This window comes from Litchfieldella xinjiangensis (genome assembly GCF_000759345.1).
GTDB classification, from domain to species: Bacteria; Pseudomonadota; Gammaproteobacteria; order Pseudomonadales; family Halomonadaceae; genus Litchfieldella_A; species Litchfieldella_A xinjiangensis.
This window is the reverse complement of sequence record NZ_JPZL01000001.1, coordinates 472,536-493,341: the sequence shown is the minus strand read 5'-3', so window position 1 is coordinate 493,341 and position 20,806 is coordinate 472,536. Positions and strand designations below refer to the sequence as shown.

General features: G+C 61.8%; 19 protein-coding genes. 6 read left to right on the top strand and 13 right to left on the bottom strand.

The window, feature by feature from the left end; translation table 11 throughout:
- Window positions 1-29: 29 nt before the first annotated feature.
- Entirely contained in the window at window positions 30-2,678 is a 2,649-nt protein-coding gene (ppc, locus tag JH15_RS02370) for a phosphoenolpyruvate carboxylase (protein WP_043526621.1), read from the top strand.
- A gap of 70 nt (window positions 2,679-2,748) precedes the next feature.
- Here ppc and JH15_RS02365 read toward each other — a convergent pair whose 3' ends face one another.
- The 3 genes from JH15_RS02365 to JH15_RS02355 form a co-directional block, all read right to left on the bottom strand.
- Window positions 2,749-3,351: a hypothetical protein gene (locus JH15_RS02365; protein ID WP_052383859.1), complete on the bottom strand. Its 603-nt coding sequence runs from the start codon at window positions 3,349-3,351 to the stop codon at window positions 2,749-2,751.
- Between the two features lie 105 nt (window positions 3,352-3,456).
- Window positions 3,457-4,320 (bottom strand): sterol desaturase family protein, encoded by an 864-nt coding sequence (locus JH15_RS02360; protein ID WP_043526618.1) that lies wholly within the window; start codon window positions 4,318-4,320, stop codon window positions 3,457-3,459.
- A gap of 12 nt (window positions 4,321-4,332) precedes the next feature.
- The gene (locus tag JH15_RS02355; protein WP_043526614.1) at window positions 4,333-4,992 is read right to left on the bottom strand and encodes a peroxiredoxin; all 660 of its coding nucleotides are present in this window, start codon (window positions 4,990-4,992) and stop codon (window positions 4,333-4,335) included.
- A gap of 164 nt (window positions 4,993-5,156) precedes the next feature.
- Between JH15_RS02355 and JH15_RS02350 the strand changes: the two genes are divergently transcribed.
- The gene (locus JH15_RS02350; protein ID WP_043526612.1) at window positions 5,157-6,065 is read left to right on the top strand and encodes a prenyltransferase; all 909 of its coding nucleotides are present in this window, start codon (window positions 5,157-5,159) and stop codon (window positions 6,063-6,065) included.
- Window positions 6,066-6,114: 49 nt separating this feature from the next.
- Here the strand turns inward: JH15_RS02350 and JH15_RS02345 are convergent, their stop codons facing one another.
- Both JH15_RS02345 and JH15_RS02340 read right to left on the bottom strand, forming a co-directional pair.
- Window positions 6,115-7,017 (bottom strand): ketopantoate reductase family protein, encoded by a 903-nt coding sequence (locus JH15_RS02345; RefSeq protein ID WP_043526609.1) that lies wholly within the window; start codon window positions 7,015-7,017, stop codon window positions 6,115-6,117.
- On the bottom strand, window positions 7,014-8,960 hold the full coding sequence (locus tag JH15_RS02340) for a DNA topoisomerase III (RefSeq protein WP_043526606.1): 1,947 nt from the start codon (window positions 8,958-8,960) through the stop codon (window positions 7,014-7,016). The genes JH15_RS02345 and JH15_RS02340 overlap by 4 nt, the downstream gene beginning before the upstream one ends.
- A 168-nt stretch (window positions 8,961-9,128) precedes the next feature.
- On the opposite strand from JH15_RS02340, the gene JH15_RS02335 reads away from it, so the two are divergent.
- Entirely contained in the window at window positions 9,129-10,952 is a 1,824-nt protein-coding gene (locus tag JH15_RS02335) for an SEC-C domain-containing protein (protein WP_043526603.1), read from the top strand.
- A 35-nt stretch (window positions 10,953-10,987) separates the two neighbouring features.
- Here JH15_RS02335 and JH15_RS02330 read toward each other — a convergent pair whose 3' ends face one another.
- Complete coding sequence (locus JH15_RS02330) at window positions 10,988-12,355, bottom strand: AmpG family muropeptide MFS transporter (protein ID WP_043526600.1); 1,368 nt, start codon at window positions 12,353-12,355, stop codon at window positions 10,988-10,990.
- A 230-nt stretch (window positions 12,356-12,585) separates the two neighbouring features.
- Between JH15_RS02330 and rfaH the strand changes: the two genes are divergently transcribed.
- From rfaH to ccoM, 3 genes are all read left to right on the top strand, one after another.
- On the top strand, window positions 12,586-13,134 hold the full coding sequence (rfaH, locus tag JH15_RS02325) for a transcription/translation regulatory transformer protein RfaH (protein WP_043526598.1): 549 nt from the start codon (window positions 12,586-12,588) through the stop codon (window positions 13,132-13,134).
- 31 nt (window positions 13,135-13,165) lie between these two features.
- Complete coding sequence (locus tag JH15_RS02320) at window positions 13,166-13,672, top strand: FKBP-type peptidyl-prolyl cis-trans isomerase (RefSeq protein ID WP_043526596.1); 507 nt, start codon at window positions 13,166-13,168, stop codon at window positions 13,670-13,672.
- Between the two features lie 145 nt (window positions 13,673-13,817).
- Window positions 13,818-13,940, top strand: a complete 123-nt coding sequence (gene ccoM / locus JH15_RS18430) for a cytochrome c oxidase subunit CcoM (RefSeq protein WP_269319769.1) — start codon at window positions 13,818-13,820, stop codon at window positions 13,938-13,940.
- Between the two features lie 118 nt (window positions 13,941-14,058).
- Here ccoM and JH15_RS02315 read toward each other — a convergent pair whose 3' ends face one another.
- The 7 genes from JH15_RS02315 to JH15_RS02285 form a co-directional block, all read right to left on the bottom strand.
- The gene (locus tag JH15_RS02315) at window positions 14,059-14,631 is read right to left on the bottom strand and encodes a transglycosylase SLT domain-containing protein (RefSeq protein ID WP_422730545.1); all 573 of its coding nucleotides are present in this window, start codon (window positions 14,629-14,631) and stop codon (window positions 14,059-14,061) included.
- Entirely contained in the window at window positions 14,612-16,333 is a 1,722-nt protein-coding gene (locus JH15_RS02310) for a proline--tRNA ligase (RefSeq protein WP_043526594.1), read from the bottom strand. The genes JH15_RS02315 and JH15_RS02310 overlap by 20 nt, the downstream gene beginning before the upstream one ends.
- Before the next feature lie 146 nt (window positions 16,334-16,479).
- Window positions 16,480-17,385: a carbon-nitrogen hydrolase family protein gene (locus JH15_RS02305; RefSeq protein WP_043526591.1), complete on the bottom strand. Its 906-nt coding sequence runs from the start codon at window positions 17,383-17,385 to the stop codon at window positions 16,480-16,482.
- Window positions 17,382-17,978, bottom strand: coding sequence for a GNAT family N-acetyltransferase (locus tag JH15_RS02300; RefSeq protein ID WP_043526588.1), 597 nt, complete (start codon window positions 17,976-17,978; stop codon window positions 17,382-17,384). Before JH15_RS02300 ends, JH15_RS02305 begins: the two co-directional genes overlap by 4 nt.
- A 98-nt stretch (window positions 17,979-18,076) precedes the next feature.
- Window positions 18,077-18,817, bottom strand: a complete 741-nt coding sequence (locus tag JH15_RS02295) for a DUF3307 domain-containing protein (protein ID WP_043526586.1) — start codon at window positions 18,815-18,817, stop codon at window positions 18,077-18,079.
- A complete protein-coding gene (locus tag JH15_RS02290; protein WP_043526585.1) occupies window positions 18,810-19,448 on the bottom strand; it encodes a hypothetical protein in 639 nt (212 codons plus the stop codon). The genes JH15_RS02295 and JH15_RS02290 overlap by 8 nt, the downstream gene beginning before the upstream one ends.
- Before the next feature lie 179 nt (window positions 19,449-19,627).
- On the bottom strand, window positions 19,628-20,806 hold the full coding sequence (locus tag JH15_RS02285) for a vWA domain-containing protein (protein ID WP_043526584.1): 1,179 nt from the start codon (window positions 20,804-20,806) through the stop codon (window positions 19,628-19,630).

The following is a 20,806-nucleotide window of genomic DNA, read 5'->3' as shown; positions in this document are numbered from 1 at the left end:
TTGCCTGCGGTGCCAAAAGGAGGGATGCCATGAGTCATGACCTGCACGAATCCCTGCGAGACAATGTACGCATTCTTGGCGACAGCCTCGGACGTACCATTGGTGATGACCAGGGGATGGGGTTCGTCGACAAGATCGAGATGATACGCGACTACGCCAAGCGCGGACGACAGGGGGACCAGAAGGCGCGCCGCGAGCTGATCGAGTACTTGCGCCGTCTCCCTGATAGCGAACTTCTTCCGGTCACTCGGGCATTCAACCAATTTCTCAATCTGGCCAACATTGCCGAACAACATTATCGGGCGCGCTTTCGTCGGGTGGAGGACTACAAGCCCGGCTCCCAGCCCGTGCTGGGGGAATTACTCGAGCGTGCCCAGCGTGAGGGTACGTCACCGCGTCAATTGGTCGAGACCCTCGCCGCCATGCGTGTCGAGCTGGTGCTCACCGCCCATCCCACCGAAGTCATCCGACGTACGTTGATCCAGAAATACGATGCCGTCGATGAGTGCCTTACGGCGCTCGAATCATCACTGGATTACCCCGAGAAGGTCGACCGTGTATATAGCCGCCTCGAGGAGTTGATCAGCCAGGCGTGGCATACCGACGAGATTCGGCACGAGCGTCCCACGCCCGTCGATGAAGCCAAGTGGGGCTTTGCGGTGATCGAAAACTCACTATGGCAGGCCGTGCCTGATTTCCACCGTGATCTCGATACCCTGCTACTCGAAAAGGCCGGCGAGCGACTGCCGCTGGATGCCGCGCCACTGCGTTTTGCGTCGTGGATGGGCGGCGACCGCGACGGCAACCCCAACGTCACGGCGAAGGTGACCCGGGAAGTCCTGTTGCTGGGACGCTGGATGGCCGCGGACCTCTACCTCAGGGACCTGGACCAGTTGAAGTCCGAGCTCTCGATGTGGAAGGCAAATAGCGCCTTGCGTGCCGAAGTGGGCGATGAAGCGGAGCCCTATCGGGTCCTGCTCAAGCGCTTGTCGACGCGGGTCGAGGCCACTCGCGACTGGGCCAAGGCCTGCCTGGACGACCGACCGTACGAGGGTGGGCCGATCATCGAAAGTCGCGACCAGCTCTACGCGCCGTTGCTCACCTGCTACCGTTCGCTATGCGATGTTGGCCTGGACACCATTGCCAATGGGGCGCTGCTCGATACACTGCGTCGCGTTGCCGTATTCGGGGTCAGCCTGACCAAGCTCGACATTCGTCAGGAATCGTCGCGTCATACGCAGGTATTCGATGAGCTCACCAGTTTCCTGGGGGTGGGCCATTACCAGACCTGGGACGAGGAGAAGCGGCAGGAATTCCTGCTTTCCGAACTCGAATCGCCGCGGCCGTTGATTCCCCGGCGCTGGGAGTGCTCTACCGAAACCCGGGAAGTGATCGATACCTTCCGAGTCATTGCCCGCGAGCAGCCAGAGGCACTGGGAACCTACATCATCTCGATGGCCGGACAACCCTCCGATGTGTTGGCAGTGGCCCTGTTGATGAAGGAAGTGGGGGGCGATGTCAGGCTACCCATTGCACCGCTATTCGAGACACTCGACGATCTCAACCGTGCCGGTGGCGTCATCGACCGACTGCTGGCCTTGCCGGGGTATCGGCAACTGGCCGGTGACGGCCAGGAGGTGATGATCGGTTACTCCGATTCGGCCAAGGATGCCGGCCAGCTGGCGGCAGCCTGGGCGCAATACCGAGCGCAGGAAACCCTGGTACAGGTATGCCAGTCGCACGGGGTCGATCTGACGCTTTTCCATGGTCGAGGCGGCACGGTAGGCCGTGGCGGCGGCCCGGCCCATGCGGCCATCCTGTCCCAGCCTCCCGGCTCGGTGAATGGCAGCCTGCGGGTTACCGAACAGGGCGAGATGATTCGTTTCAAGTTTGGCCAGCCGGACATTGCGCTGCGCTCGATGGAAATCTATACCTGTGCGGTACTCGAGGCGACGCTACTGCCACCGCCGGCACCCCAGCCCGAGTGGCGAGAAGAGATGGATCGTCTTGCCGACATCGCGCATCGTGGCTATGTCAGTGTGGTCCGTGAGAATCCCGATTTCGTCCCGTACTTTCGGGCGGTCACCCCCGAAGGGGCATTGGGTCGGTTGCCTTTGGGTTCGCGTCCCACCAAGCGGCGTCAGGACGGCGGTGTCGAGACACTGCGAGCCATTCCCTGGATTTTCGCCTGGACGCAGACGCGGCTCATGCTTCCTGCCTGGCTCGGTAGCGGTGACGCGTTCACGACGCGACTCGCTGAAGAAGGGGGGCTTGCGCGTCTTCGTGAAATGCGTGAGCAATGGCCGTTCTTCGGCACCTACCTGGACATGCTGGAGATGTTGCTGGCCAAGGGGGACGTCGAGATCACGGCCTACTATGAGCACCGTCTGGTCGATGAGCCCGCCTTACAGGAGCTCGGCCAGGATTTACGCGATCGGTTCGTCAGGTTGCAGCAGGTATTGCTGGAGATACTGGACCAACCGGCACTGCTTGAGGAGACGCCTTTGATTCGCCAGGCCATCGAGGTGCGTAACCCCTACATCGACCCCTTGCATGGGCTGCAGGCGGAACTGCTGCAGCGCAATCGCGATGCCGATGGGGCGATCAGTCCGGAACTGTCACGGGCTCTAATGGTAACCATGGCCGGGATAGCCGCAGGGCTGCGCAACACCGGATAAGCCATTGGCCCTGGGAAGGCCGGCTGTAAAGCCGGCCGGTTCGCTTGGCGAGGGAATCGCCGGCAAGGTATCAGAAGGGGAAATGAATCGAGGCGGTGATGAGATTCAGATGCGCCATGCTGGGTGCTGAAATTTCCTCGTATTCCAGGCGACTGACCAAACGCCGAAACTGCATTCGGGCGCCTAGCCCCTGTACACGACTGGTGCCGCCGGTTTCCCTTTCCATGCCTTCGGCATGGGTGACGGCGTTGCCCTCCCATTCGGCAAATCCTGACTTGGCATAGACACCAAAGCGTCCTAACCGAAGACCTGCAACCAGGGCACCGCCCATGGTGACGGTATCCACGATAACGCTGTGTCGGCCCATCGAGCTGGGTACATCGTCACTTTCGCGATAGGCGAATTCGGCCCCGAAATCCAAATGAGGGAAATTGTGAGGGCTCATGCCGGCAGTGACTCGAAAGCCCGAGGTATAGCCATCGGGAGAAGCAAGGCCTGCGCCTTCCACAGTAATGCCACTGTCCTGTGCGATGATCTCGGAATCCTTGGCGGCATAAATAGGGAGGGCGGTCTCGCGCTCGAATTCGAACTCACTTGCCGAGACAGCGTGGCTTGCCAACAGAGTCGTCGAAGTGATGGCCAGCCACGTAAAAGAACGGATGAAGTGCGGCATGTTGATGAACCTGCCTACCTGCGTACTTGATTATATCGCCTTAACCTAGCAAGTGTGTGCGTTGACTACCAGCAACGCCGTTGAGTTTCACGTATCGGAGGGTATCTATTTGCTACGTTCGGTGGGTTTCGTGTCGGTGGGTTCGCGTTGATTGATAGGATAGCTGTGAGTCGGTCCGATCATGGGTTGAATCAGCAATCGATCGAGGCGTGATGCAGCGGGATCGCGAAACAGGTTAAGCCCCAAGGTCATGGATTCATGCCCCTCACGCGGCTGCCCCTGGTAAGTCCCGAGCAGGCGGTCCCACCAGGGCAGGTTGAAACCGAAGTTGCTGTTGGTTTCGTTGGGATGCCAGGAATGGTGCACACGATGCATATCCGGCGTGACGACGAGCCAACGCACGACACGGTCGATATGCCTGGGGAGGCGCACATTACTGTGGTTGAACATCGAAGTGGCGTTGAGCAGTACCTCGAACAACAGTACCGCAACGGCGGGTGCGCCGAGCATGAGAATCACGCCCGCCTTGATAACCATCGAGAGCACGATTTCCAGGGGATGGAAGCGCAGCCCTGTAGTAACGTCGAAATCCAGGTCGGCATGATGCATACGATGTAACCGCCATAGAGCAGGCACGGCATGAAACATGACGTGTTGGGCCCAGATGGTGAAGTCGAGCACGATCATGCTCAGGACGACCTTGAGCCAGAAGGGGAACTCCAGGAGATGCCAGAATCCCCATTCCCGCGTTTCCGCGAGCAGCGCCACCCCCACGGCGGCCGTGGGAAAGATCAGCCGAACCGCCAGGGTATCGAGGGCGACGATACCCAGGTTATTGAACCAGCGGTAGGGCTTGCTGATGCTTAAGGATCGTCGTGGCGCCAGGATTTCCCAGATCGCCAGGGCGGCCAACACACCGGTAAAACCGCCAAGGCGAATCCAGGGCTCCTGTTCGAGCAGCCAGTTCATGCCAGGATCAGATCACGAGGGCTGCTTGACCGTACGCAGGTAAGGCTTGAGCGTCGTGAATCCTTCAGGATACTTTTGGCGGGCATCATCATCGCTCACGGACGGTGGAATGATGACATCGTCGCCCGGTTGCCAGTTTACCGGCGTGGCGACAGTGTGCTTGAGCGACAGTTGCACCGAGTCGAGCAGACGCAACACTTCGTTGAAGTCACGGCCTGAGGTCATCGGGTAGATGAGCATGGCCTTGATCTTCTTGTCCGGCCCGATGATAAAGACGGCACGAACCGTGGCATTGTCAGCGGGAGTGCGTCCCTCTGCAGTCGCTTCGAGATCGGCTGGCAGCATGTCGTAAAGCTTGGCGACTTCAAGCTGGGTATCGCCGATCATCGGGTAATTGGGTGCGGTGCCCTGGGTCTCTTCGATGTCCTTGGCCCACGAGGCGTGATTGTCCACGGCATCGATGGAGAGACCGATGATCTTGGTATCGCGCTTGTCGAACTCGGGCTTGAGCTTGGCCATATAGCCCAGCTCCGTGGTGCAGACCGGCGTGAAATCCTTCGGATGGGAGAACAGAATGCACCAGCTATCACCAATCCACTCGTGGAAATTCAAGGTGCCTTGGGTGGTTTCTGCGGTGAAGTCCGGAGCGATATCGCCAATTCTAAGGCCCATGGTCATGACTCCCGGTAGGCAGGGTTAACGTCTTTGTGACGGAGATACGGCAACCGCCGTGTCGGACTATAGAGCATACGCCCTGAGGCCGCTGCCAGGTCAAGATATAAGTGAGCGGTTTCTTATATCGCTTTGGTCTTGCTCATGAACCGGAAAGCATCTCGATGAATTGTAAATCCATTACCGGTATTGCCCTGTTGCGTGCGAGCCGCCCTAACTTTCTCATCCTGTCGCTGCTGTGTGCTTGGCTGGGAATTGTTCTGGCACAAGGCCAAGGGGTTAGGCCAGGCTTTCTCGAAAGCGCCTTGGTGCTTACCGGAGCCCTCCTGGCGCATGCTGCCGTCAACCTCCTCAATGAATACGAGGATTTCCGCTCTGGTCTCGATCTACGGACCGCACGAACGCGATTCTCGGGCGGTAGCGGGGCATTGCCAACCCGTCCCCAGGCCGCGTCGTATGTGGCGGTCTCGGCGTATGGCTGTGTTGTACTGACGGCCGTTATCGGGGTTTTCTTCATAAAACGCCAAGGGCTGGCTCTGCTTGGCTTAGGGGGTGTCGGCATGGCATTGGTCATGGGTTACACCCGCTGGGCAACACGCTCGCCCTGGGTGTGCCTCTTGGCACCGGGTGTGGGCTTTGGTCCCGTCATGCTTCTCGGTAGCGTACTGGCGCTGGGAGGCAAGCTGGATCCTGCCGTCGTGGTGGTGGCCGTGGTGGTGATGTGCCTGGCCAGCGAATTGCTGCTGCTTAATCAACTACCGGATATCGAGGCCGACCGCAGCGTAGGGCGTCGGCATCTAGCGATCGCCCATGGCGCTCGTGTTGCAGCGCAGGGCGTTGTGGTGCTGCTCGTGTCGGCTTACTCGATCATTGCTGTGGCCATAATGATGGAAGGTTTGCTCCTATCGGCCGGCCTGGCGCTCATACCGCTTCCCGGAGCGCTCTGGGTCGCACGAGCGCTGTCACAAACGGTGAAGGCCTACGCGCCGCTCACGCCAATTCTGGGCGCTAACGTGGCCACGATACTCGCTACCTTGGGGCTTTTGGGCCTGGGTCTCAGCCTGGCTGAATAGGCAAGGCTAGGCCCAAGCCTTGGCCAGGTGCCCCCAACCCAGTTGGTGGTCATGACAGTTGGGAGAGCGAGCGATCCAGGGCCTCCAGCGTCGGGCAGGGCAACTGATGCCGCCTGGCAGCATCAAGCAGCGGTCCCAGTATCGCTTCACGCTCGGTTGGGCGACCGACCAGCACGTCCTGAAGCATCGAGGCCCGATTGTTGGCTGTTCCTTCGATCACCTGCCATACGCGAGCGTGCAACCCTTCTGCCGGGGCCAGGATCGCTTCGGCGTCGAGCAGTCTCGTCACTTCTTCGATCACGGCGTCGACCATGGGACGGTATTGGCGCTCCCGGAGTTCGCCGTTGCGAATGCGATAGCGTGCAACCAGGGGATTGATCGCTGCATTCACGGCCAGTTTGTGCCATAGGCGCTGCCGCATGTCAGCGACCGACAGGCTAGGCAGCCCCACCGACGTCAGCGTCTCGGCCAGGTGAAACGCGAAATCAGTATATTCTCCATCGAGGTGGCCGAGGAACGTCTGCCCGTGGCCGGCATGCGTCACGGTCGCCAGGCTTGGCTCTTCGAGATAGGCGCCCTCGGAGGTGGAGGCACAGACCACCGGGCCGGGCCAATGACGAGTAAGTGTCTCCTGAACCCCATAGCCGTTCTGCCACAGTACCAGGGGAGGCGAGGTCTCTAGCCCCGCCAACAGCTGACCGACGGCGGCTTCGGCCGCGTAGGCCTTGGTCGTCAGATGGATGACGTCGAGTGTGGATAGATCCGTGGTCAAGGGGCCCGGGCCGAGCGTGCCGACGCTCACCTGGCGGGTCAGCCGCTCACCCGCTGGGGTCGTCAGCGTAATGCTGGACGGTGGGGCGCGCCGTCCCAGCAGGCTCACGTCGAGCTTTCCCGCCAGGTAGACGGCAAGCATACGTCCCAAGGCACCCGGGCCGACGATCCAATGACTCATGAGGGCGCCTTGGCTGTGCGACGACGTCTGGAGCCTGGTTTGCCGCCTGTACTTTTTGAGCGTGTGCCGGAGCGTCGCCCTTTGGTGCCCGAACGCTTGCGGGCGGTCGGCTCGACACCTTGGGCGGAGCCAAGGGCGTCGCGCATTCGCTGGGCATCGGCCGCTGCTAGCAGATCGCGTAGATCGGCAATCAGGCCGTCGAGAAACGCGGCGGGGGCGTCGCCTTGCTCGGCAATGGCGGTGAGCGTCTGTTCCCACAAGGCGGTTCGTTCCGGGCGGCTGGCGGCCTCGGGAAGCGCCTGGATCAAGGCATGGCCCGTCCGTGTGGCACGCAACGCACTTTGCTGTCTTACCAGATAGCCCCGGTCGAGCAAGGTCTCGATGATGCCAGCGCGAGTCGCTTCGGTCCCCAAGCCGTCCGTATCGCGCAGAGTGCGCTTGACGGCCGGGTCCTCGACGTAGCGCGCGATGTTCATCATTGCCTTGATCAAGCTGGCATCGGTGAACGGCTCGGGGGGACGGGTTTCGCGGTCTTCGACCCCCTGATCGAGTACGCGTGCGGTCTCGCCCTGGGTCAATGGCGGTAAAGGCGCCGGCTCGTCGCGTGTGGTAAACAGCGGTTTCCAGCCCGGCTCGATGATGGCGCGCCCCTGGGCGCGAAATACTTCTCCGACGAGCTCGAACTCGGCCTTGACCTCGTGGTAGCTCAGCGCGGGATAGAACTGCGCCAACACGTTGCGAGCGATCAATTGGAAGACCTGGGCTTCGGCAGACGTCAGCCGTGACATGTCGGCCCGGGTGCCGGTGGGCGATAGGGCGTGGTGCGCCCCGACCTGCTTATCGTTCCAGGCTTTGCTGCGCCGCGTGAAATCCGCCCCTTCGCACCACGCCTGGAGCGTGGCGTCACCGCTGCAGGCACTTTGCAGTGTCTTGCGGGCCAGGGCGAAATGCGCCTCGGGCAGGTATCGACAATCGCTGCGCGGGTACGTGATCAGCTTATGCCGCTCGTACAGGCTCTGGCAGGCATCGAGCACGCCCTTGGCCGAGAGCTTGTAGCGCCGCGCGGCGTCGACCTGCAGCGCCGATAGCGAGTAGGGCAATGGGGCCGCCTGTCGCTTGTGCTGAGTCTCGAGTTTGGCGAGATGCCCTTCGGCGCCGGGAAGCTGGGCGGCAATAAGCTCGGCCGGAGCGCGCTCGAGCAACCGGCCCTGCTCGTCAAGGCGATGCCGTTCGCCGGGCTGCCACCAGGCCCTCAATTGTCCATGTTCGGTGGCGAGGTCGGCCCAAAGCACATAAAAAGGGCGTGGCACGAAAGCGGCTATTTCCGCATCGCGTCGCACGATCAGGCCGAGCACCGGGGTCTGCACCCGGCCTACCGAAAGTACGCCGTCATGGCCGGCCTGGCGCCCCACCAGTGTCCAGGCGCGGGAGAGATTGATGCCATACAGCCAATCGGCACGCGAGCGCGCCTCAGCGGCAAGATAAAGCGGCCGATAGCGGGCATTGTCCTCGAGTTGCGCCAGGGCCTTGGCAACGGCGGGGCGGTTCAGGTCGCTGACCAACAGCCGCGATACCGGGCCCTTCCAGCCGAGCTCTTCGATCACCTCCTGAACCAGCAATTGTCCCTCGCGATCGGGGTCCCCCGCATGAACGACCTGATCGGCCTGCTTGAGCAAGCGGCGAATCACGCCCAACTGGCCTCGCGCCTTGGGTCGGGGAATCAGTCTCCAGCGCTGGGGCAGGATCGGGAGATGGTCGAGCCGCCATTGCTTGTAGGCCGGATCGTAGGCATCGGGTGGGGCCTGCTCGAGCAGATGTCCCAGGCACCAGGTCACGGTCGTGTCGCCCGCGACCAGGGCCCCCTCTTCACGGCGTGACGACCCCGGCAGGGCGTCGGCGATGGCCCGGGCCAGGCTGGGCTTTTCGGCAATGATCAAGCGCATCTCGCATCCCCAGGACGAAAGTGGATATTCTTACAGTATTGGCGGGTTGTCGCCAGGGGGAGGCTCATCAGGGCATGTGTACCTGACAGGCGGGAACCTGTCCCCTGCGGGTGAGCGACGGGGCGCCGTCATGGTAAACTGGATCGATTTCAGGTGGCGGAGAACGCGATGCTGGCGGCATGGGTGGAACAATTGCTGGGATTTGCCACTGGGGCGCTGGAAGCGATTCGCGAGGACGAACACTACCCGGCGTTCATGGGGTGGACGCGAGCGCGGGGCAAGAACATCCTGGGTAACGATCTCGCCATGGCCCAGGCCCTGGCACCGGAGATCTGGTCCCAGACACCCCTCGAACGATTGGATTTCGCCTGCGAGCCTTTGGCGCGTCCGGGGCGTAACGAGCCCTGCTGGTGCGATTCGGGGCGCAAGACCAAGCAGTGCTGCGGGGCGGTCACGTTGCCAGGCCCGATCCCGGATCACCTGATGTGGATGCTGTCCCTGCGTGACTGGAAAGGGAGCACGCTCAAGGCGGCCCTGGCCAGCGGTCGCGCCCCAGCCCAGGCACTACTTGAGGCTGGCCTGATTGCCGCCGAAAGCGATCAGCGAGGGCGCGCCCAGTCGATCCTCGAAGCGCTGTTTGCGACGGGCGATTGGTCGCGCTTGCCGGAGCAGGCCGAGCCCGCATTCGAACTGTTGATCGATCTGTATCAAGAGCGTGGCTTTCACCGCAAGCGTACAGCCTTGCTCGACGAGGTGCTCGACCATGGGCCGCTGTTCCTGCGCGGCGTGGCCCTCGAGCGACTGTGTCTGATGCACCTCGACGCTGACGACCTGGCCAGTGCCCGCGAAACCTTCGTGCGCGCCCAGCAGGCCCTGCCGGATTCGCCGACCCTGGCCTACATCGAGGCCATGCTGCTGCTGCATGAAGGCAACACCGAGGAGGCTGCCGAGCGGGCCCGTTTCTGGTTCCGCCGCTTGGCTAGGCAGGGCGATCTGGAGCCCGAACAACTGGCGTTCCTGGCCGAACTTGCCGAGAACCCAGGCGCCACCCTGGCCGAGCAGATGGTCAATTCCGAAGAGGATCTCGCCGAGCCATTGGCATCGCTGCAGGCACTGCTCGAGGCGATGCCTACGGCACCGGTGCTCGATTTTCGCCGCAATGCGAAGGGCCAGCTCGAGTATCACACCACAGCGCGTGAAGATACGCTGTTCGCCGCCTGGCAAGAGCATTTCCAGGTGCTGATCGACGAGGATGCCGCAATGGGGTTCGAAGCCGACCCCTGGCCCCATGGCGGTGAATGGCTGGGTGCATTGTGTTCTCACCCGGAGTGGTTGGACTCGCCTCAGGTCGTGCAGTCTCTGACGTTGGCACTGACCAGTCGTTTCGGCAGTTTGCCGTGGATGGCGCCCAGCCTGTTTGAACCGTTGGCGATGCGCCTCGAGCGCTGGTTGACGCAACTCGAAGGGCAGGGCGAGGGGGCGTTTGTCTGGGATGTGGCCGATAACGCTATCTTGCTGCGCACCGGCCTGGCACTGGTCGTCGGTATGGAGCGGGGCGCCCGCGAACGCTCCCGCCAACTGGCCGAGCGGCTGTTGGTGCTTGACGCACAGGATAGCCTCGGGCTGCGTGAGCTGGTGCTGGATCAACTGTTGCGTGAAGGTCGCGATGAACGCGCCCTGGAGGTCAGCCAGCAGACCGGCGATACGCCGCTACTTGGCTTGCTGATGGGCCAGGCCCTGGCCCTGTTTCGGCTGGAGCGTCGCGATGAGGCGAGCCAGGCCCTCAGGGAGGCGAGCACGTTGAACCCCCATATCCTCGATATGCTGTGTGCCGAAAACCCGCGGTCGGCCAACAGCATGGGAGATGTCCCCGAAACCGGTAGCCGTGCCGAGGCGTGGCAATACCGCATCCTGATGCGCGATCAGTGGACCAACACGCGCAATGCGCTGGCTTGGCTCTGCGAGCAGCGTAACCAGCTGACCCGTCATTGACGGGTCAGGCGCGTCAAGATGCCAACCTTGCGAACTCAAGAGGCGCGAACGGGCCGCGTCGCCGCCAGGTTGGGGTCCCGGCTGACCCACCAGGCCAGCAGGATGGCCGGCACCCCCAGCAGGGTCGAGATCAGGAAAAACGTGGCGTAGCCTTCGGCGGCCACGACCATCCCACCGAACCCGCTCAAGAACTTGCCCGGTAGCGTCATCAGCGAGGAGAACAGCGCATACTGCGTGGCGGTATAGGCACGCGAGGTCAGGCTCGACAGGAATGCGATGAAGACGGCACTGGCCAGCCCGTTGGCGAGGTTATCGCCAATGATGGCCAGGACCAGCAGCGGCAGGCTTTCGCCCGCCAGCGCCAGGGCGGCGAAGAGTAGGTTGGTCAGGGTCGCAGCTGCGGCACCCAGGATCAGGATCGGGCCGACGCCATAGCGCACCGTCAACAGGCCGCCAAGGATCCCCCCGCCAATACTCATGGCGATACCGAAGATATTGGTGACGCTGGCTATCGTGGAGAGAGAGAAGCCCAGGTCGATGTATAGCGGGTTGGCCATCGATGCCATGGCCAAATCGCTGATACGAAATACCGCCACGAAGATCAACAGCCATAGGGCCTTGCTGCGGTGGCGGGTGAAAAAATCCGTGAACGGGCAGACGATGGCGCCAATCACCCAGGCCCCCAGGCGCCGCAGAACACGGGGCTTACCCCGGCTGGCGCGCACGAACTGACGAACGCGAGGTTCGTGGATCAGTTGTATGGTGAGCGAGAGCCGTTTTGGTTCGGGGCGCAGCAGCACGGTGATCGCACCGACACCGACCAGGGCCGCCATGCATAGGTAGGCTGCTTCCCATGATGCCAGCGAGGCGACATAGAGCGCGCCCGCGCCGGCCGCCAGCAGGCCGCCGCGGTAGCCGATGATATAGGTCGAGGCCATGGCGGCCTGAACATCGTCCTCCGCCGACTCGATTCGAAAGGCATCGATGGCAATATCCTGCGTGGCTGAGCCGAAGGCCACCAGCAGCGCGAACAACGCTACCCACCACAGGTTCTGCTGCGGCTCGAGTGTCGATAGAGCCACCAGACCCGTAGCGATCAAAGCCTGGGCAAACAGCATCCAACCCCGTCGCTGGCCCAAACGCCGGGTCAATATCGGCAACGCCAGCCGATCGACGACCGGCGCCCAGAAGAACTTGATCGAATAGAGCATGCCGATCCAGGCAAAGAAGCCGATTGCCGCGACCTCGACCCCATCGCTGCGCAGCCATGCCGATAGGGTCGAGAACACCAGCAGGAAAGGCAGGCCTGCCGAAAACCCCAGGAACAGCATGGTGATCACCGTGGGCTTCAGGTAGATGCCCACTGCGCTGCGCCAACTGCGCTGTGGTTCCGGTGACTTCATGCGGCCTCCTGTGTGGGTTGGGCAAGATAGAACGGTGAGAATCTCACGGGCCGGACAGGCTGGGAGGATGACTGATAAACTTGAGGGTCCACGTGCATGACGTCTTCCTGGGTCGTGTAATCGGATGGCGCCGTTGCGATGCCGAGAGGCCGGGCGCGTCGATTGTTGCAGAGCAGTGGGCGGTAAACCAGCCTACGGGCGGGATGTAGGTAATAAATTTCGGGGACGACATGAGCGAGCAATTCAACGACTTTCTCGATGACGAACGGGAAGCGAATGCCATCCCCCGTTGGTATGTCATTCAATGCAAGGGCGGGGAGTCGTTTCGCGCTGCCGAGAACCTGGGTAATCAGGGCTATGAGGTCCTGCATCCCATTCTCGAAGTACAACACAAGCGACGTCAGAAACTGGTTTGGGTACCGGAACCGCTTTTTCCCTATTACCTGTTCATACGCCTGGATCGCCTGGCCAGCAACTGGCGTCCGATTCGTTCCACGCGCGGCGTGCTGAAGCTCGTCACCTTCGGGCAGGAGCCCGTGGCGGTCGCCGATGCCCTGGTCGAGACTCTGCGAGAGCATCCGGCGGGCGAACACCGCGAAGCGACGAACGTCTATTTCCGAGCGGGCGAGCCAGTGGAAATCACCGAAGGACCGTTTCGTGATCTACAGGCCGTCTTCGCCGATCAAAAAGGCGAGGCGCGTGCCATCGTTTTGCTCAATATGCTGCACAAGCAACAGCGACTCGAATTACCCATTTCTCAATTGCGTCGGCGGGATTAGCACCCGCTGGCCGAGCCGCTATGGAGATTGCATGAACATCGCCCCCCAACGGGTCGTGACCCTTCATTACCTTCTGCAGGACGCGCGAGGTAACGTCCTGGATGACTCCCGGTCGCGAGACACGCCCCTCGAGTACCTGCATGGTCACGACAATATCGTGGCCGGTCTTGAACGCGCGCTGGATGGTCAACCCGAGGACGCGGTGCTCGACGTGACCCTGACGCCCCACGAGGCGTACGGCGAGCGTGACGAGGCACGCGTTCAGCAGGTCGGCCGTGATGCCTTCCCCTCAGATCGGCTGGCGCCCGGCATGCGCTTCCAGACCCAGGGCGACGCGGGACCTGAGATCGTGACGATCGTTGCCATCGATGGCGATCGCGTCACGGTGGATACCAATCATCCCCTGGCGGGCGAAACGCTGAGCTATCGGTTGGACGTGCTCGAGGTTCGCGACGCCACACGTGCCGAGCTGGCCAAGGGCCACCCCCTCCCGCCGGATACCGATCATTCACAAGTGGAAGATCGCAAGCTGATCTGAGCCGATGCCCCCTCGAAATCTGATCTGGATCAAGTCCTGTCGCGCCATATCCGCTGCGCATGAGCGATTTTGATCCAGGTCACGATTTGACCGGCCGCTGATGGGTACATTGGACTCATCACATCAGGGCGAGGGGAGACGAGCCATGTACTGGGATGACGCAGTGATTTTCGGTCTGGTGACCGTCGCCATGATGATCGCTTTCATGGGCGGATGGATCGCCTTCGTGGTACGCGATGCCAAGCGCAAGAACAAGCCGCGGCATTGATTCAGAATTCGGAGGGCGACGCTAGACGTCGCTGTCCACCAAGTCGTCAGGGGAGGGGGCTCTGCCCCCGCTAGCCGGCCTTCGGGCCGGCATTTTTATGTCTGTCTATCAGCTGCGTTCATTGGCCTACCCACCATTGCCGGGTCCAGGCCTGCAACACGCGTTCGGGATACCAGGTCTGTCCGCGACTACCGTTGTAACGCGCCAGGGCCCGTGTCAGGTCGCCGCCCTCCACGGCCAAGTAGTGAGCGAGTATCGTGCAGCCGTAGCGCAGGTTGAGCCGGGGATCGAACAGGTCGTCGGCGGGGCGGCCGAGTTCGGCGACCCAGAACGGCATGACCTGCATCAACCCCTGGGCACCGGCAGACGAGACCGCGTCAGACTTGAAGGCGCTTTCGACCTGGATGACGGCCAGCACGATTCCCGGTGCCAATCCGGCCAGTTGGGCTTCCTGATGGATGTTGCGCAGAAGATGCTGACGCTCGGCAGGGTCAGGGACAAATCGCGCCAGGCGGGGCTCCATCGCGTTGAGCCACTGGCGCGAGTGCCAGATCGCCTCTGGAGTGACGGCCAGCTCGAGCACATGCTCGAGCGTATCGTGCAGGGCCGAAGCTTGCGCCACTCCCGGGACGGGTAGGGTCAGGCAGGCCGCCAGACAGGCGGCCGCCCAATCAGTGCGACGCCTTCTCACACAGGAAGTCGACGATACTATCGGCGGGAACCATGGTCGCCTCGCTGTCGCGGCGTCCCTTGTATTCGAGTTCGCCGTTGTCGAGGCTGCGATCGCCGATCACCAGGCGATGGGGAATCCCCATCAACTCCTGGTCGGCGAACTTGACGCCCGGGCGCAGATCGCGGTCATCCAGCAATACATCCAGCCCGGCTGCGGTCAGTTCGGCGTGGAGCCGTTCGCCGGTTTCACGCACGCGTTCCGACTTGTGCGCGTTCATCGGCACGATCATGACCTGGAACGGGGCGATGGCGTTGGGCCAGATGATGCCGCCATCGTCATGGTTCTGCTCGATGGCCGCCGCCACCACACGGGTCACACCGATGCCGTAGCAGCCCATCCAGGGGTGGGTTGCCTTGCCGTTATCGTCGAGGACCGTGGCGTTCATCGCTTCGGAATACTTCCTGCCCAACTGGAACACATGACCGACTTCGATCCCACGCTTGATGGACAGGGTGCCCTGGCCATCCGGCGAGGGGTCGCCCTCGACCACCTTGCGAAGATCGGCGACCCGGGGCAGGGCCACGTCACGCTCCCAATTGATGCCGAAATAGTGCTTGCCGTCGATATTGGCGCCGGCGCCGAAGTCGCTCATCAGGGCCACGCTGCGGTCGATGATGATCGGCATGTCGAGGTTGACGGGACCCAGCGAGCCAGGGCCGGCACCGACAGCGGCGCGAATTTCCTCTTCGCTGGCCATGGTCAGCGGTGCTGCGACGGCATCCAGGTTCTCCGCCTTGACCTCGTTGAGCTCATGATCGCCACGAATCAGCAGCGCAACCAGACCGCCTTCCGAGGCATGCACCATCAATGTCTTGATGGTCTTCTCGATGGGCAGGCCGTGCTGCTGGACCAGTGCGGCTATGGTCTTGGCATCGGGGGTCTCGATCAGACGCAACTCCTCGCCGGGCGCGGCACGCTCGGGCTGTGAACCCAGCGGGGCCGGCAGGGCTTCGGCCTTCTCGATGTTGGCTGCGTAGTCGGATGCGTTGGAAAAGACGATATCGTCCTCGCCGGAGTCGGCCAGTACGTGGAACTCGTGAGAGCCGGTACCGCCGATCGAGCCGTTGTCGGCCAGCACGGGACGGAAATCGAGCCCCAGTCGCGTGAAGATACGCACATAGGTGTCATACATCGTCTGGTACGTCTCGAGTAGCGAGGCTTCATCGATATGGAAGGAGTAGGCATCCTTCATGATGAACTCGCGCGAGCGCATCACCCCGAAGCGCGGACGAATTTCGTCTCGAAACTTGGTCTGGATCTGATAGAAGTTGGACGGCAACTGCTTGTAGCTGTTGATCTCGCGGCGGATCAGGTCGGTGATGACTTCCTCGTGGGTCGGGCCCACGCAGTAATCACGGTCGTGGCGATCCTTGAGACGCAGCAGTTCAGGGCCGTATTGCTCCCAGCGGCCGGATTCCTGCCACAGCTCGGCCGGTTGGACGGCGGGCATCAATACTTCCTGGGCACCGGCACGGTCCATTTCCTCGCGCACGATGCGTTCCACCTTGCGCAGGGTGCGTAGGCCGATCGGCAGCCAGGTATACAGCCCCGAGGTCAGACGACGGATCATGCCGGCCCGCAGCATCAGCTGATGGCTGACGACTTCGGCATCGGCAGGCGTTTCCTTCAGGGTGGAGATCAGCAGTTCACTGGCGCGCATGAGTCCGGCGTTCCCTTCGCAAAATCATTGAGTGGCGAGGCCACGGCGTAGCGGCACGTGGCGTTTGAGGCATTGTACGGCCAAGCCCCGTCGGCGGCAAAAGCGCTCACGCCAATGCGGGGCCTGCCATCGCATCACTGGCATGGTTAGAACGTGACACGTTCGATCGCCAGGTTAAGCCGCGCGGGCTGGAGCGACCAATCGGCATAGTTATTGACCTGGCCATGGCTGCGCAAGCGCCGGATCTGATCGAGATCGAGGCGGGCGACCTGCCAGCCGGGCGTGGCGTCCTGGCTCATGCACAGCACACCATTGGCCGGCAGGCCATGGTCGCAGGGGGTATAGATAGCGGCATGTCCGACATTGATATCCACGGCAGGCGACCATAAGGCCTCGCCGACCGTGGGGGAGTGAACCACCGCGATCTGTTGTTCGATGGCTCGGGCCTGGCAGGAATGGCGAACCCGGTAATAGCCGGCTTCGGTATCCGTGCAACTGGGCACCAGCAACAGGTCGACATCGGCTTCCGCCAGCGCCCGAGCCAGTTCGGGAAACTCGCTGTCGTAGCAGATCAACACCCCGAGGCGGCCGACCGGGGTATCGAAGATCTTCAGGCCTTCGCCCGAGGAGATTCCCCATTCGTCATTCTCGAAGCGCGTCATGATCTGCTTGTCCTGATAGTCGACGCTTCCGTTCGGCGTCATCAGCCAGGCGCGATTGACGAAGCGTCCATCCTCGACCTGCCACGGTAGAGAAGGCGCGAGCAGGGTGACGCCATGCGTCTCGGCAAGCTCACGCCATACCTTGACGAACGGCTCGCGTAGCGGCTGCATCGCGTGGAGCTGCGCTTCCAGGTCGTCCTGTATGTCATCGGGTAGTAAGGAGGCCAGCTCGATGGCACCGTATTCGGGAAACACCAGCAATTGCGCGCCGCGAGCGACGGCGTCATGTACCCAGCGCGAAGCCTTGGCCTTGAAATCATCGAAGCTTGCGAAGGCATCGATGGGGTACTGGGCTGTCGCCACGGTGATCACCCGAGAGGCGTCGGTCATTGGCTGAGCTCCTTGAGCCAGAACATCATCGGCTTATAAGTTTCATGGGTATCGTCTAGATCCTTCCACGCAAAACGGGTTTGCAGCGCCGGAACGCGACGGTAGCCCTGAGCATGCCAGAAGCCATCAAGAGGCTGGTACCCGACAGGCCGACGAGGGTGGTCATCGGGGCGCTGCACGGCACAGAAGGCCACGGTGTCAAAGCCTTCGCCTCGCGCATGCCGCTCCCGCTCTGCCATGAACGCCTTCCCGATACCCTGGCCTCGTTGATCGCGCTGCAGTACCGATTCGCCGTAGTAGAAGATTGAATCGATAGCGTAACCGGCTTGTTCGAATGGGGTCCGAAACGCTTCGACTTCATCCGCCAAGGGCATGCCAGTCGCCGCCCCGACGACTTGCTCGCCCTGGACTGCCAGAACGAACAGGCTGCGCGGGCATTCGGCATAGCGCCGGAGATAATCGGTCTCATAATCGTAGGAGCCGTCATACAGATAGGGGTAATCGCGGAATACCTCGATGCGTAATTGGGCCAGGTCGTCGAGGTAGGGCGCGATGTGCTGCCCCTGGCAGGCGAAAACACGAAGGTCTGGCATCGATTCCTCCTCTAGGCTGGCCAGGCTGAGCAAGAACGGCACATTAGCAGCGACACAGTCTTTTTTCGATGACACTCAACTCAGGCTAGTGCCATCCCTTAAGGCGCTACCGCCACCAGGCGTACCAGTAACCCCAGTACCATGGCAATCGACACACTCAGCAGGGTGCCCATGAGCACGTACTCGGTGAGCTTGCGATCCTGACTGCCACGCAGCTCGCCAAAGCGCAGCACCGATTTGGCTGCCAACAGGAAACCGATGGCGGTCAGTTGGTCAAGCAGCACCAGGGTCAGTACCAGGACCCGCTCGGCCATGCCGATTCGCGCACCGGCAGCAATCAACGTACCGGGATTGTCGATTTCCTGGCTCCAGCGCTGCATGGCGAGGGCCATCACGATCGACAGGGGGCGAGTGACCAGCAAGTAGGCCATGACGACGGCAAGCACGGGGGGTGTAAACAGCCAGTGTGAAAACTGGGCCAGTGCCCCCCAGCTGCCTTGCCAGGCAAGCCATACGCCCAGTATCACCAGGGCATGCAGTGCCTGGTCGAGCAGGAACCAGCGCAACTGCTGGCTGGGAAGATAGGATTTGCCCAAGTCGATCATGGCATGGCTCGCCGCAATGGCGATTGCAAGCAGTGTGGCTTGCAGCGGTCTGTCAGGGTCGGCCAGCAGCAATACGGCCAGGGCCAGGACGCCGTGTATGCCGGCATGCAGATAAAGGGCGCCGGCCCGTGCCTTCTGTCGGTATCGCGCCTCGACCCAGCGCACCGGCTGGAGCAGGAAATCGCCGATCAAGTGAACCAGCAGCAAGCCGAGCAATAGCGAAAGATCATTCATGGGGGGCCTCGATGCGGTGCTGCACGTAATCGAGATAATCGGAAAGCAGCGGCCAACGGGCCGAGCGCAGGCGCTTGTGAACACTAGGCTGGCTGATGCCGAGCCGTTCGGCCAGGGCGTGCTGCGACTCGGCATGCCATAACGTGCAATAGACGACTTCTGCCGAATAATGAGACCAGCCGGCCACCAGCTCATCGGCGAAACGGGTCAGTAGATTCAAGCCTCTGTCGTCGGCTTCATCGACCAACTCAATGGCCAGCTGTGCCTGTCGTGAATCGAGGGCATCCAGCTGACGGCCCGAATGTACGAATGGCTTGCCGGTCGCTTCCGCGATCGGCGCGTCATGCTGCCAGTCGTCGTCTCCCACCGCCACGGCGATGCGTGCATCCCAGCGCTGATCGGCTTCGGAGTGCCGAATCAGTGCCGCCCGCAACAGAATAGCGGCCTGCATCGCGTGCCCTGCCTGGGGCAGGGCGAGTTGAAAACCGTCGCCCCGATAGCGTTCGCCGCGGCCACCGAAACGATCGGCGACCGCATCGAGCGCGGTATCGAGTACCTCAAAGAGTCGCTTCGGATCGCTGGCCTTGCGTGAGTCGACAAGGTCGCCGGTGAGTACGGCGATTCGCTGCATGACTTACCTGCCTGAGGCTGTCGGAACGATAGCCTTCAAAGGTTATTTTTCATGATAATAGCGCAATAGGGCTATTGCGAATACGTGGTTATCCGCTAGTTGGTTACGGGTACTGTATAAATAAACAGTATAGTGGGCATGACAGGCTTGGACAAGACGCCGCTGGAAGACTCAGCCGATCAGCGCGCCAATTCGCGCATTGCCGCTTCCAGCCCGGCGAGGGTCATCGGGTACATGCGATCTTCGATCAGGTCGCGGATCAGTTGGGTCGAATGGGTGTAGTCCCAGCGTTGTTCGGGCATCGGGTTGAGCCACACCAGATGCGGAAAGGCATCTACAAGGCGCTTGAGCCAGACGCCGCCGGCTTCCTGGTTGAAATGTTCCACGCTACCGCCGGGATGGGTGATCTCGTAGGGTGACATGGCGGCGTCGCCAACCACCACGACCTGGTAATCGCTACCATAGGTGCGCAGCACCTCTTGAGTCGGTATGCGCTCGTCGTGACGGCGACGGTTGTTCTTCCATACGCCTTCATACAGGCAGTTATGAAAGTAAAAGTGCTCAAGATGCTTGAACTCGCTTCGCGCCGCCGAGAACAGCTCCTCGCAGACCTGGACGTGATCATCCATCGACCCCCCGGCATCCAGGAAGAGCAGGACCTTCACCGCATTGTGACGCTCGGGGCGCATGCGCACATTCAGCATCCCACCATCACGGGCGGTGGCATCGATGGTGGCGTCGATATCGAACTCTTCCGCAGCGCCCTGGCGGGCGAACTTGCGCAATCGACGCAAGGCCATCTTGATATTGCGAGTGCCAAGTTCAAGATCGTCGTCATAATCACGGAAGCGGCGCTCATCCCAGACCTTCACCGCTCGCCGATGGCGAGAGCCATCCTGGCCGATACGAATCCCCTCGGGATTGTAGCCGTAGGCGCCGAAGGGGCTGGTACCGCCGGTACCGATCCACTTGTTACCGCCGGCATGGCGTTCTTTCTGTTCGTCCAGGCGTTGCTTGAAGGTTTCGATCAGCTTCTCGAGGCCACCCAGCGACTCGATCTGGGCTTTCTCTTCTTCGCTCAGCGATTTTTCGAATTCCCGGCGCAGCCAGTCCTCGGGAATCAACGCCTCGATAGCCGCATCCAGCGCTTCGATGCCTTCGAACCACGCCGAGAAGGCGCGATCGAAGCGGTCATAGTGGCGTTCATCCTTGACCAGGATGGCGCGCGCGACCTGGTAGAAACCTTCGAGATCGGCGAACACCACGCCACGCTCGACGGCGGCATGCAGATCGAGCAGTTCGCGAAGCGATACCGGTACGCCGTGGCGTTTCAATGTGTCGAACAGGCCCAGGAACAT